The sequence below is a fragment of the Paraburkholderia sp. 35.1 genome (assembly GCF_050436525.1).
Lineage (GTDB): Bacteria > Pseudomonadota > Gammaproteobacteria > Burkholderiales > Burkholderiaceae > Paraburkholderia > Paraburkholderia tuberum.
Map to the genome: position 1 here is coordinate 2,980,804 of NZ_JBNDMJ010000002.1, position 13,488 is coordinate 2,994,291.

The 13,488-nt window shown below is 59.2% G+C and carries 8 protein-coding genes and 3 pseudogenes; 6 read left to right on the top strand and 5 right to left on the bottom strand.

The genetic code is table 11. The features are described from left to right. Positions 1 to 17: 17 nt before the first annotated feature. Positions 18 to 1,400 (top strand): TniQ family protein, encoded by a 1,383-nt coding sequence (locus OKW27_RS19565; protein WP_429334495.1) that lies wholly within the window; start codon positions 18 to 20, stop codon positions 1,398 to 1,400. Positions 1,401 to 2,600: 1,200 nt separating this feature from the next. Continuing rightward, a pseudogene (locus OKW27_RS19570) lies at positions 2,601 to 3,173 on the top strand (IS91 family transposase); the annotation flags it as partial. A gap of 726 nt (positions 3,174 to 3,899) precedes the next feature. On the opposite strand, the gene OKW27_RS19575 reads toward OKW27_RS19570, so the two are convergent. Beyond that, complete coding sequence (locus OKW27_RS19575) at positions 3,900 to 5,327, bottom strand: ISNCY family transposase (RefSeq protein WP_429332122.1); 1,428 nt, start codon at positions 5,325 to 5,327, stop codon at positions 3,900 to 3,902. 250 nt (positions 5,328 to 5,577) lie between these two features. Here OKW27_RS19575 and OKW27_RS19580 point away from each other — a divergent pair, with 250 nt between their 5' ends. The 3 genes from OKW27_RS19580 to OKW27_RS19590 all read left to right on the top strand — a co-directional run bounded on the left by OKW27_RS19580 (position 5,578) and on the right by OKW27_RS19590 (position 7,051). After that, positions 5,578 to 5,847, top strand: coding sequence for a type II toxin-antitoxin system Phd/YefM family antitoxin (locus OKW27_RS19580; RefSeq protein ID WP_090812518.1), 270 nt, complete (start codon positions 5,578 to 5,580; stop codon positions 5,845 to 5,847). Next, positions 5,844 to 6,233: a type II toxin-antitoxin system VapC family toxin gene (locus tag OKW27_RS19585; RefSeq protein WP_132460036.1), complete on the top strand. Its 390-nt coding sequence runs from the start codon at positions 5,844 to 5,846 to the stop codon at positions 6,231 to 6,233. The genes OKW27_RS19580 and OKW27_RS19585 overlap by 4 nt, the downstream gene beginning before the upstream one ends. A gap of 347 nt (positions 6,234 to 6,580) precedes the next feature. Continuing rightward, positions 6,581 to 7,051, top strand: a complete 471-nt coding sequence (locus tag OKW27_RS19590; protein ID WP_429334496.1) for a hypothetical protein — start codon at positions 6,581 to 6,583, stop codon at positions 7,049 to 7,051. 26 nt (positions 7,052 to 7,077) lie between these two features. Here OKW27_RS19590 and OKW27_RS19595 read toward each other — a convergent pair. After that, positions 7,078 to 7,488, bottom strand: a pseudogene (locus tag OKW27_RS19595) (electron transfer flavoprotein subunit beta/FixA family protein); the annotation flags it as partial. A gap of 415 nt (positions 7,489 to 7,903) precedes the next feature. Then, positions 7,904 to 8,098, bottom strand: a complete 195-nt coding sequence (locus OKW27_RS19600; RefSeq protein WP_429289665.1) for a hypothetical protein — start codon at positions 8,096 to 8,098, stop codon at positions 7,904 to 7,906. Between the two features lie 258 nt (positions 8,099 to 8,356). On the opposite strand from OKW27_RS19600, the gene OKW27_RS19605 reads away from it, so the two are divergent. Next, a complete protein-coding gene (locus OKW27_RS19605; protein ID WP_429334497.1) occupies positions 8,357 to 9,742 on the top strand; it encodes a hypothetical protein in 1,386 nt (461 codons plus the stop codon). Positions 9,743 to 10,551: 809 nt separating this feature from the next. Here OKW27_RS19605 and OKW27_RS19610 read toward each other — a convergent pair. Beyond that, positions 10,552 to 10,686 (bottom strand): annotated as a pseudogene (locus tag OKW27_RS19610) (PaeR7I family type II restriction endonuclease); the annotation flags it as partial. 499 nt (positions 10,687 to 11,185) lie between these two features. Further along, entirely contained in the window at positions 11,186 to 13,411 is a 2,226-nt protein-coding gene (locus tag OKW27_RS19615) for an SLC26A/SulP transporter family protein (protein WP_429334498.1), read from the bottom strand. Positions 13,412 to 13,488: the final 77 nt, after the last annotated feature.

A 13,488-nucleotide genomic window follows, 5' to 3' on the forward strand; every position in this document is an offset into this window, starting at 1 on the left:
GTGCAATAGGAGACCCCGTGATCAAGCAAGTGCCCCCAGACTCACAATCGCCGGAAGGCTGGCCAGTGTGTTCCCTGTCGCGCTCAAAGTTATTTGGCGTCACGCCGTATGGCTTTAACGGAGCAACGCGCGAGCACATCGTCAGTCTTTTCAGACGGACTTCGAATGCGCAAGCGCTACTGCCCCGTTCCCTTGCATTTCACGTGATAGTTCCTCCGATGGGCATTCCGACACTGGTCTCGGCGGATTTCATCGCAGATAAGTGCTACCGTCTCAATCTATGCGGGATGGGCGCGAGCTCTTCTCGCTGGGTTGATCTATTGAATCAGCTCACCTCTCGCACCAACCTGCAGTCATTGACGTTATCGTCTTTCAGAAATCTCGTGTCGTCGTATCAACTCATCGAGTCCGCAAACCGATTCTGTCCCGCATGCTACGCAGAGGACGAAAGGGCTGGACGTGACAAATATGACCGACTCCTATGGGCGATACGTTGTGTTACCGCATGCCCAGTACACGAACGTCGACTGATTCTCGAACCGCAATTCAAAGGGCGGCGCCCCTTTCCGTTCACGGTTCCAGGCATATCACGAATTGATGGCAGTAGTCTTGCGAACTTTACTAGCGACCTGGCTTCCAAGTACGAGGTAGACGTTGCCCAGATGGTATCTGAATTGATTGATGACCTGGAAATTGAACCACAAAAGATATCGCTGACAGCCACTTTTCTAAATCACGTCGCGAACCACCTGTTTGACGGAAATTCTGCCGCTCTTGCAGGCCACCTTGGACTTTCCAAATCGCAAGTTCACGGTTGGATGCACGGCGGAATTTTGGCTAGCCTGTCATGCGTGACTCGAATTGCTTACGCCTTCAATTGCTCTATATCAGACGTAATCTCGGGATATACGGATAGTCCGCGACTACATCATGGGAGCGAATTTCCCCGTGGCTTATTTGGCCTCGCGCGACGGTCCGGTTATCAGATGCCGCGCAAAAAAATACTGGCCTCCCTCTCGGCCTTCATGAAAGATAATCCGGACTCGAATGCTAAGGACGCGGCGAGCCACTTCGATGTATCACCGAGATTTCTTCGAGATAACTTTCCAGAGCAAAACAAAGCGCTGGTTACCGCTGGTCGTCTTCATACGCAGCGAATTGCTCAGGCGAGGCAAGACGCCAAGGATCAAGCATATGAGAGACTGTATCTCGCCCTGAAAAACAGTGGCACGTATCCATCAAGAAGAAAGGTGGCGAAGCAACTCAAAGAACAGGGGATTAGCTTATCATTTGCTGATGAACGACGCGCGCAGAAGAGCGTAGAAACAGCACGTTGGACATTAAGTAGCTTTCGTACAACCGATCGGCAAGGCAGCCCCGATCACGCGGCGAATTGTTAACGAGGCGGATTCTCGAATACCAATCTTGCACGAAACGACCAAACTCTTGCCAAAAGGCAAGCCATAAGTGGAACCCGACTGTATAATCGGATTTGCTAAAAAATGAACCAAACGATCGCCAACCCTTCCGAACAGACCCTTCATTACCATCGCGCATTATCGCAATGGTCACCTGCCGATTAAACCGCGCGACGCTCATTATCAATGCATATGTGAATGCATACTCAAAAATGTCGCCCAAAGATTGCGCCCTACAAAGACAATACATCAGCATATTGATCAGTTTATATCCTTCCTCACCGGGATATCGAAATAGGTTATCCAGAAATCGTTCACTTTTGTCCTCGAGGACTGACTCGAACAAAGGATGAATTGGCATGTAGTTTTGCTCCAACTCCGTCCGACAAGCTTCCATTTCCGATAAACTATAATCCGCAGATGCCGCCCATTGCCACGTCAACGCAGTGTCATCCAACAAGAAATCGACGAATCGCCTGCGATTGGAAAGGTCTTGCTTGCATGAACGAATGATGCGGCTGCTCGATTTATTCAACCGTTGTGACCGAATCATCTTCTCGAACCGCTCCCAGCGACGCCTGCCACTATCGAATAGGACGCCTGGTCGCTCAACCATCCGGGCTATAACGGCAGTACTGTTTCCATCCGCCAATATCCGGGCGGCCTTTAGCCATAGTCTCGCACGAAGATAGCCTAGACAGTCTTCGCGAGACAGCATCGAAGGGGCATTTCGAACACGAGGCAACTGCACGTAACAACCAGGCGAAGAATCGTAAGCGTGCACCGGAACGAACGCGTAGGCCATCGTTGAAACTGAGCTCGGTCTCATCACCCTTGACACCTATGATGGTCCTCAGGTTCATCCGGTTCCACGGTTGAAATCTAGGACATTTTACGAAATTCACCTTTCGGCGCTTTGGAGTCTCAGCCTTTACCTAGTCTCGCCGCACGAGCGAAACAGCAAAAACAAGCCGCGCCGTAGCTTTACCCTCGAGCAAGCCACACCTTCATTCTTTCCTGCATGTTAAAGCCACCCAACAACGCAGTGCAAGGCGACGGCTCTCGGTTTTTCCATTGGTTGGTCACATACAAAATTAGCGCCCGATCGATCAAAAGGCAAAGAAAAGCCGCGCACCTAATCGTCGGGATGTCAAGGCTAGATTAGTGGCCCATCGAAGCCTCGAAGTCATCGCTTACGGTCAGTTCGAATCCCTGAGCGATCCCGTCGAATTCGCAGCCTGGCTTGCACCCGCAGCACGGGCGGAGTGGGTGGTCTACGCCAAGCCACCCTTTGGCGGTGCCGAACACGTGCTCGATTACCTGGGCCGCTACACCCACCGAGTCGCCATCTCCAACAACCGGCTGCTCGCTTTCGACGGGCACACCGTGCAGTTCCGCTGGAAGGACTACCGGCACCCGTCCAGACAAAGGACCATGACGCTCACGGCCGACGAGTTCATCCGTCGCTTCCTGCTGCATGTGCTGCCTGACGGCTTCAAGCGCACTCGCAGCTACGGGTGGCTCGCCAACCGCCACCGTGCCGACAAGCTCGCCATCTGCAGGCAGCTACTCGGCGTCGAAGCACCCGCCGCTGCCGCAGCCGAGCCCGGGGGAAGACTCCCGTGACCGCTACCAGCGACCACCGGCAAGTCACTACGCGACTGCCCCGTATGTGGCAAGGGACACATGCTCCACATCGAAGACATGCCCGGCAGCCTTCCACGGGCCCCGCCAGTTCCCAACCATGCGCGCTAGTTGCCACCGCACCTGTTTCCGTACACGTTCGCCTTTCCTGACGAGGCCAACGCGGCCGCACTCGTGCCTTCGATCTGCTGGCGCACCAGCGCACTCCAATAGGGCGGGTGATTTGCCTGTTCACGCGCACATTCCCGCTTCCTTTACACGTGATGCTTCCCACTCTCTCCGGAAGTGCGTGTGTGATCGCCCCTGCACGAGATCACAAATTACCGCGGCGGTCATTCAACGCCCATAGCGGCCACCGCCTGTAGAGCGGTTTAGCACAAACATTTTTTTGATTACCGGTTGCGGATCAGGTCCGACGACATGGCGATGCGCTGGTTGCCGCGACCGCCAACCAAAAAAATCTCTGCCTTATGCGAAGCTTTCCATAAGGCCGATTTGCCGACCGCCGCCGTTCCCTCTCCCGCATGAGGCGCGCAGGCTGAGGCTTTTGCCGTGATAAGGCGCGGTTATCGCCGCTACGCCCCGGGCAACTCCGGCGGCCTCTCCCTACGTGCTGACTCGTATGGTTCGGATGGGACCCCGGTTTAAAAAACATCCCCAGCTATGCCAAGCATTCCTACAGAAAAGAAAAGAAATGTCGAGGCCAGATAGAAATGTCGCAGGGCTGGCTAAATACAGATGTCGTAGTCTTGATGTCGGGTTTGAGTCTGTCTTTAACGGTTTGAATCCACGTAGTGTCGAAGGACAGCCTTGAACGGGCAGGGCGTGTCAGTCCGTTCAGCGAGTGCGTGCAGACCGTTGGCCAGGTGTTGAAGGCGTCTTCGACTGCTGTGCGATCTGCACGATTGCCTGGTTCAGGTCGGCTCGGGTGAATGCGCGTTGCTTCTTCGTGCCGGGTGAGGGTTTGGGTTTGCGTACCGCCGCACCACGATTCGTACGTGATGGCGAGCCCGAGATCCGGCGGTTGTCGCGCTGCGCCTGCAGGGCTTGCGCGACCTGCAGCGCATGACCGAGGCGCTTGTGCTCGATCACGGCACCCTGATCAATCTCCGCGAGCTTGTCGTACGGCACACAGGGCAGCACGACGCCGTCCGCGCGGATCTCAAGGCGCCCGTCCGGATACTCCCACACGTCGATGTAGCGGCCGATCAGCCTGCGGGTCGCCGGCGTATCGTCGAGCAGCCAGATCACGCGATCGTTCAGCAGCGTCAGCGCATCCGACACCTTGCGCTGGACCCGCCACGTCAGGATCGTGTCGAGATTCTCGTCGGCGCGCAGCGGCCGGTGCGCATCGTACGTGCTTCTAGGCAGCTTCGCGAAACGCGCGTTATAAGCGGCCATGAAGGCGCAGGCATAAGCGTTCGCGGCTTCGATGGTGCTGATATCGCGCAAACGCAGTTCCTTCACGAGGCGGTCCTGCAGCGTCAGGTGAGCCCGTTCGACACGCCCCTTGGCGGGGCTGCTGTTGGCGCAGAACGCGTCGATGTTCAGCTCGTACATCGCGCGGCCGAACTGCGTGACGCCTTTGCCCGCCGTCTCCGCGCGCTTCTTGACATGGAACACGCTGGCGCGGTCGCTGTAGAACGCCACCGGCTTGCCATGCCTTTCGAGATACGCGCGCGTCGCCTCAAAGTAGCTGAAAGTCGACTCGGTCGCTGTGAAGTGCAGCGCCATGATCCGGCTGGTGGCATCGTCGACATACACCAGCAGCGTGCACGCCGGTGCCCGTTCCTCAAACCAGTGATGGTCACTGCCGTCGATCTGCACCAGTTCGCCGAAACAGGCGCGTCGGGCACGCGGCTGATAGACCTTCGGCGGTCGCTGTTTGCGCGGCACCCACAGGCCCGCGTCCGTCATCAGGTGCCGCACGGTTTCCTTCGACAGCACCAGCCCATGGCATTCACGCAGCTTCTCGCACGCGAGCGTCGGCCCGAAATCCGCGTAGCACTCGTGGATCAGTCCGAGCGCCCGGTCAAGCACCGTCTGCGGCAACTGATGATTGCTGCGCACGCCGCGCCGCTGCGAAACGAGCCCAGCGGCGCCTTCGTCGCGGTAGCGGATCACAAGCCGCTCGACCTGGCGTCGGCTCAAACCCAGCCGTTCAGCAGCGCGCCAGGTCATCAGCCGCGCCTCGGCAACCGCCTCAATGACCTTCAGCCGGTCAAGCTCCTGCATGCTCATCGTGATCGTCCCGGTGCGCGTCATGGCGGTCTCCACAGGCAGGAAAACCGCACCAGCATGCGCTACAGATCCCTGGGGTACGACATCTGTACTTTGCTCAGGTACGACACTACTACTTTGCTCCCACAAGAAAACCGATGACAACTTTAATTATGTCAAATTACGCCTACTGAACCGTGCGATGCCGCGCCCTGTCCGTAATGCTGGTGCTTGCCTTTGGCGGCCCATGCCTGCATACTAGCTAACATTGATTAGCTAATACGTCGGTGGTGCCATGCTCACGATCAACATGCACGACGCCAAGTCGAAACTGTCAAGCCTGGTCGAGCGGCTGGAGGTCGGCCAGGAAAACGAGGTCATCATCGCCCGCAACGGCACGCCCGTCGCGCGGCTGCTACCGTTCGCGGCGCCGCGGCGCATCGGCGCCGCGCGGCACCTGCTGGCCGGCCTGGCCGTGCCCGCCACCGTCGAGGCGTTCAACGCCGCTGATGACGCGATCGCCGCCGACTTCGAGGCAAGCGCGCAGCAGGGACTCACTCCGTGAAAGTGCTGCTCGATACGCATATCGCGCTGTGGGCCGCCGAAGGTGCGCCACAGCTGTCACCGCAGGCCGCCAGCCTGATCGAGGATCCGGCCAATACGTTGCTGGTCAGCGCAGCCGCGATCTGGGAGATTGCCATCAAGCATGCGAAAGGCAACCTGCGCGTGCATCCGCGCGATGCCCGCTCGGCGTTCCGCCTGTCCGGTTTCGTCGAACTGCCGATCACGGGTGAACATACGGAGGCAGTCTCGATGCTTCCTTTCCATGCGGATCACGCGGATCCGTTCGACCGCCTCATGATCGCCCAGGCGCTGCACGAGGGGATGCCCCTGCTGAGCGCCGACCCGAAGGTGTGGCGCTATCACCCCACCCTGATGCTGCAAGCCTGACTTCGCCTGTTTGCTTGACACCGGCTCGCTCTAACGGGTGTCGCCGCGCACTCGGGCGACGCTGCATCGGCTTCAGCCGTCGGCGCGCGAAGTCACTGACTTCGGGAAGATGCGTAGGGCACCGGTTGTGCAATCTCATGTTCCTTCAGGTACGCCCGGATGGCTTCGACCGGATACGGTTCAAGCGGTAGAGGTACCAGGTGTCGCGAGCCGCTTCCACCGTCTGCAGGTCCGGGCCGGTCATTCGAAGATTAGAGGCGCCTCTGGGAACTCAATTGCCAGGCGTCGGCCTCCAGTCGACCGTCCCGACGTTGGCCCGAAATCGTCAATTTGAGAACGGAGTAGATTTGGACATCTTCTACTACTGGAAAGACTTCGTATCGGATGTAAACGAAGGGCGGATAGGTACACTTGGCGCCGATACTCGCAAGCTGGCTGAACTTCAGGAGCGGCTGCCGCGCAAGGTGTGGACGTTCATAACGCCTAAGGGGATGAAGGGGAAGCTTAAGCTTATCGGTTCCATGTGGATTACCGACGAGAGGCCCGCGAACTTTGTACCCAAGTGGCCGCCCAACCTTTTCTATGACGCTGCTTCACCCAGGTCAGTTCTCTTCACGAACTCAGGGAGTCCCGAAAAGATTGAGGAAGTCAGTTCCTACTTGAACAACCGGTTCAATCAAGCCTTCAGATCCAACTTTCAAGGCGAAAAAGGTCTTCACGCGATGGAAGCCGACGTCGTCCGCGGTTTCGAAAAACTCGTGCGTGACTACGAGACCGTCCAATTTATGGATGGGATAAAACAGCCACCGTTGCGATGAAGTCAATATTATCGTCCGGACTGCGACATAACGGGCAACTTCAGCGACAACGTTTCCGCGTCGCCATCGACTTCACGCGACACCGTCGTCGCCTTGCCGTCGGCCACCACAACCTTCGACGCGAAGGTCGGCTGCGGCAGATTCGCCAGCGCAGCCGGCATCTGGCCCGTCTGGTTCGAATCGTCGTCGATGGCCTGCTTGCCGAGATTCACCAGTTGCGGTTGCTCCTCGTCGACCAGCGCCTTCAGCAGCTTCGCGACTGCAGGCCTTCATTCGATTCGATCAGAATCGCGCGGTACGCGCCGATCGCCAGCGCCGTGCGCAGCGTTTCCTGACATTGGGCGACCGCCCGCCGACACGGCGGCCACTTCCGTCGCCACGCCGGCTTCCTTCAGATGTACCGCCTCTTCAACGGCGATTTCGTCGAACGGGTTCATCGACACCCCGACTGGAGCGGAGCCAGACCTGGGAAGAGGTAACGCGATTCTCGAGGATGTGAGGGAGGATGAAACCGCCGAAGGTCGTCTGCGCGGCATGGCCGCCGCGCTGGCCGATAGCGCGCGCCTCGGAAGAGGCATGCAGGTGGACGTGAGCCGCGCGCGCTCCCTTTAGGAGCAGGCCATTGAACTGGGGCATAAAGCCTCGGCACACAATCTCGGTCTTTTCCGGGAAGGCGTGTGGGGCGCAGAAGACAGGAGCGTTGCCCGGACCGCACAAAGGCCATGCAGAGCTATCGACGCGGTGGAGACGACAAACGTTGCCAACGTCGCCTGGAAGCGCTGCGTTGAGGCAGTACCGCCTGCGAGTCGGGCGGGTGGAAAATCCTGACAGGCACCCGACGGTTTTCTCTCATCAATTGATAAAAGCAAGGTTACGGAGAAGAGACTCCCCGTCCTCCGTGATGCGAGGGCGTACTGCCCCGCCCGCAAGTCGCTCCAGTGCGACAAGCTGGCGTTCAAGCAATGTTCCAAGTTCTTCCCGATCGGCAATGTGATCGGCGGAGTCCTTGACCAGCATCAATGTTGCAAATTCGTGGGCGCTCAGCACGGGATGCTCCTGATGCAAAGAGAGAAACGATCGTCGTCAGGTGTTCCGGTGACGGGCGTCCGGTGACCACCCACAACGGTGGGCTTACTACCGGGGGCGAAAAAGCTTAACGTCGAAATGTGACAGCATGAGGACGGTCTTTTGGGCGCTGGAGGCCGGTGGCGGAGGACGCATATGTAGCAACTGACGCATTAGACGACAACGTCGCCTCTATAATCAAGATATTCAGAGTATCAACATCGCATGGAGCCCTACGTTATGAGTCAAGCCCGCGGGCGATATGCGGGATCCCGGGACAGCGGCCAACGCCAACCTCGCCACGAAAAAAAATCCCCGCCCAGCCGGCAGGGACAACCGTATGTGAAGGCGCCTCCTCCTCGAGACCCCGCCCAGACTGCCTCAATTTTCAAAACAAGATCGTTTCAGTTTCTGGTCGATGCGGTGGGCGCGGAGAATATCGCGATAGCACTTGAATCGAACATGACGCGCGTGGCCGAACTGATGAAGGGCGAGCGGTTCACGCCCGAGACCGCCTTTCACATGGAAACCACGCTTGGATTGCCGCACGGCTTTTTTGACCAGCCCAATCCCGTACTCGCGGCAGAGACAATCACTCGTCTGAAGTCACCGCTCGACTTCATTCAAACGGACGACGAATCAAACGTGCCTGAAGCAACCACGCGGGCTTCTGCCCTGAACGTCGATCAGCAATCATTTCTTAAAGATAGTTTGTCCGAGGAAGCGCAAATGCCAAAGAAAGCAACTGGCGTGTCACCCAGAGCTGTCAAGAATAGTCGAAGCGAAATGGCCGGAAAGACTAAACCTCACGCGCCGCTCAAAGCTTCGCCTTCGAAATACAAGACGTCTCCTAAGACACCCCAACAGCACCCGCTGGCTTTGAGCGACAGCGCTGAGGTGGAGAACATCCGACGCGCTAACCTCCACGTTCTCACGAGTCGCAACGGATCGAAAGTAAGACTTGGCGTGGTCATGGAGATGAGTGGATTCAACATAGCCGATCGACTACATGGCAAGAAGCGCATGGACAGTGTCGAAGCAAACCGGTTCACGGAGCAGTTGGGATTGCCAGTTGGCTGGTTGGACACGCCGCGCTCCGAGGCCGAGATCCCAGAGTCGGTGTCGCGTATGCTTATGCCTGCTTCGCGCGGTCGCGTATCGGTTCAACAACACGAGCCGCTTGCGGCCGCTGCAAATGATGGCGTACCAGGAAAGCTCGCCAATGCGAAGGCGCGCACGGGGCGCGCGCGGGCGGGCGCCCTGGGCGATCTGGAAAGGCCCTCACCTGTTTCGGCGGATGTTGCAGCAGAGAATGAGACGATCGTCGTCAGCCCGCAAGATCATGCAAGTGATTTCCCCGACGATCTTGCCAGTCACTCACTTGAAGAAAGTAATGGGGAAGCCGCGGCAACCACACCGGCAACCCTTGAGTCGCTCCCCGCCTCCGCCATACCGCAGCCAAACCCGGTACTGGTCCCCTTCGCTTGCATGACCAGCCTGGACGATCTTCATGGTATTGAACCGATAGCGGAAGCATTGATCAAGACGCTTGCCGGTAAAGCACGCACGGGGCAATTGGACGAATTGAAAGCGCTCGAGCTTTTGCAGCAAGCTGTCCTGTTGTGAGTAAGTGGTAGCGTGGCAGGCCCCCTCGTGCCATGATGCATCAAGCGCATCGAGGTGGCGGGGCCCGGTGCGCGAAAGTTCGCCCCGTTTTCGGGGCGACGATCGACCACGGATCCCGTCGCTGACCGGTCGTGAGCCGCCACGAACGTGATGGCATTCCAAGTGCATCGATACGGGCAGGACGGACAAGTCCTGCTGATGACCCATCGCCTCACGCACAATCAGACCGCGTAATTCGCGCAATGACCGGCGCCGAAGGCGCTACCACGGGTCGATTCGAGAAAAGCGGCCAACAACCTATGTTGTGTGCAAAGCGGCCACGCAAACGACGCCGTCCAGATAATCGCGAAGGTCTGCCTCTACCTGGCTTGGTCTGATGAGGCGGTCGACCTGACGACTGCGCCACGGATCGACGCTGCTCACGTCAATACATCGGCATGCACGAAGTCGAGTTCTGTGTAAACAAACGCATTCACCCGCTGCCGGATCGACATAAGAATTGCGTGCCACGGAGCTTAGCGGACCCAAAGATTTCCAATTCAACTTCATACAGTCTGCCCAAACGGTTGCGTTGCCTCCAGCGCCGCCCTTCAATGCGCCTGCCGCCCTGTGCAACGTAGCTCGACAGCGCCTCAGGTACGACAGTACGATGGGCGACCCGCCATTCGCCATTACGCCGTTCAAAGCGGTCGACATACCAACCCCAAGCCTCGCCCGCTAATGCATCGTCCGTGTTTGCTACGACTCTGTCTGCGGTTGTATGGTCCGTTGAATCGTAACACTCGGCGTTGTAGAAAGAACGTCAACGATCAACGGATCCCACAGCTTGGTTGGCCGGAAAAACCCGGCAGCGTCAGGAGCTTGCGTTGCTGGTGAATGGATGCATGAGTGAGTCCGTTTGCCTTGACCAGATCGATGATCAGCGCAAAGAAACCATCCATGTTCTTACGGCCGTCACCCCTGCCCGCTCGCCCTTATGGTCCCCACCAGCTTCCTGTGCTTTCTGCGTTGCGGTGCTCGCCGTATGAAAAGCCTCTCGCCGTATGAAAGGCGTAACGGGGCCGCTGAAAAAATGCGGTAACGGGGGCCGACTGCTAACGAGGTCCGAATTGGATCGGCCGGTGTTTCTCTCGGTTAGCGTTTTGCACTTGATTGCAAGATGCATCCCGTCCAGACATATCCCGGGCTTGACCAATGGTCAGATCGGCGCGAAGATTCCGCGCGAACGTGACCGATTTTCACGGCATTCCGGAATCGGCGATCACGATACCGGAACGGTGTCGTACCGCAGTGCAACGGTGTTACGCATATCCACAACCGAGACGGGTGGGCTGCCAGATTTTTGTCTGGAAACAGCATGCCCGCACCGAGGATCGCTATGCGTAAGGTAAAAGAAGTATTGCGTCTGAAGCTGTCCTCGTCAATCAAGCGGGCATTGGCGCATCATTGCGCCACCCGGATCTGCTCGTTCGCGACGGCGAGCCGCGCCGCCAGAACGCGCGCGACGAACATGTGCATGCGCGCCGCGAGCGCGGGATCGTCGTTTTCAATGCGCCGGAGCGTTGAGAGGGCGAGCCGTAGCACCACGGTCGGCTCGTCGGCGACGACGTCCGCGCTGCGCCGCGCGCCGCTGTATGCGGCCATCTCGCCAACGATCGTTCCCGCGCCGAAGCTCTTCAGTCGCAGCGTGCGGCCCTCGCCTACGGGCAGCGCCACGGTCACCCGGCCGGTCTGAACGAAGTAGATCGAGTCTCCCGGATCGGCTTGCCGGAAGACGTACTCGCCGGGCGCGAGCGTGAGCGTGTCCAGATGGGGCCGCAGCGCATTGAGTGTATCGGGCAAGGCCGAGGCAAATGCGCTCGCGCTCGTCAAGCGCGTCGCGCTCAGAATTTGCGTTTCGATCCATTCGAGCCCGCTATCCAGATCGGCAAAAAAATGCGGGCCGCTGGGGCTTTTCGTATCGGTGATGCCTTCAGCGAACCACGCCTTCAGGGCGGGCGAAAGGCCGGTCAGCACGAGTTGCGCGTTCACGCGCGTGCACGCCTGGAGCAGGCGCACGAAGCTCGCGATGCTCGATGTGTCCACTCCGTGCACTCGCGCGAAATCGACAAGCACGAAGCGCACGCTCGCCAGAGGGTTCTGCGCAGCGGGCGGCGTCTCGATGCGCGCGCGAATATGCGTGAGGATCGAGTACGCGGTGCCGAAGAAGAGGAAGCCTTGCAGCGCGACGCCATAGAGCGCGTGCGCCTGGGTATCGAGCGCGCGGTTTTCGTCGACGGTGTGCTCGAAGTTCGAGCGCCGTCCGCGCCCGTCGAATTCGAGGCGGAAGCAGTTGACGCGCCCATGACGCACGACGAACAGCAGACACGCCGCGATCACGCCGAGCCGCACGCCCGCGACGATCCCGTAGACCGCGATGCACAACATGATCGCCGGAATCAGCAGGTAGTCGTGCCATGGCAGCCGCCTGAACGAATCGACGAGCCATTCGATCAGCATTGCTGCGCCGATAAAGAGCTGCAGCCCGACGAGCACGGGCTTGGGCAGGAGCGCCATCAGGCTGGGAAAGAACGCGATCGCAACGAGCGAGAAAACCGCCGCGAGCACGCCCGCGCGGCGCCCGCGGACACCCAAGCGCCAGTTGATCATCGTGCGGGTCATCGATTGCGCGCCGACCAGTCCGCCCGCCAGTCCGGTCATCAGATTCGCGAGGCCCGCCGCGCGCATCTCCCGGGTGAAGTCTATATCGTGCGAGGTCGTCACGCCGATGCTCGTAGTGTTGAGGAGCACAGTCATCGACGAGACCGCGGCGATCGCGAGTATTTCCGGCGTGCGCGAGAAGAGCACTGGCAGCCACGCTTCATGCACGAGCGAGAACGGCAGCCGCATGCCGGCGATCGGCTTGTATTGGAAGAGCAGGCCCATCTGGCGCGCGTCTTCAAGGCTCTTGCCGGCCGACATCAGCCCGATGTAGAACAACGCGATACCGAGCGTCATCATGGAGGGCAGCACGACCACAAAGCGCGATCCCGGCGTGATGCGCGTCAGCACCAGCAGACCTAAGCCCACGACGAGCGCGGGCACGGTCGCGAGCAACGGCAGATGCATCAAGACGCGCGGCAGCGCTGCGCCGAGGGGCACATCGGTGAGCACGCGTAGTGCGCCCTCCACAAGCAGCAGGCCCGTGCCCGCAAGAAAGCCGCCGATCACCGGAAACGGAATGTACTGGATCGCGTTGCCGCGCTTCCAGTATGCGAGCACGAAGAGCAGTGCGCCGGTTGTGAGCGACGACACGGCGATCAGCATGAGCACAGTGGAAAGCACGGCGCCGTCGCTGCCGCCTGCGGCATGCACGGACAGCGCGATGGCCGCGGCCAGGCCCGTGAGTAGCGCGGTCCCGTTCGAATCGGGGCCGGCGATCATGAAGGGCTGCGAACTCGCGAGCGTGATCACGAGCGCGACAATCACGCAGCTCAGAAGCGCCGTCGGCATGCCGGTCGGGAGCAACGGCGAGAGCCCGGCCGAGAAGATCATGGCGCCGTAGCCCGCGGCGTAGGAAAGCGCGATGAGCGCGGTGAGTAGACCCGCGAGCGTGTCCACGCCGAGCGACGAAAGCGCCATATGGCAGCGCGATGCACGCTCCATCGACGTGTCGAGGGAAGCTTGCATGAGTTTGCGGTTTTCGCTCGCGTTCTCGCTCACGATGATTCCGGCTACCGGCAGCTGGTTCAACGCAATGCCGGCAA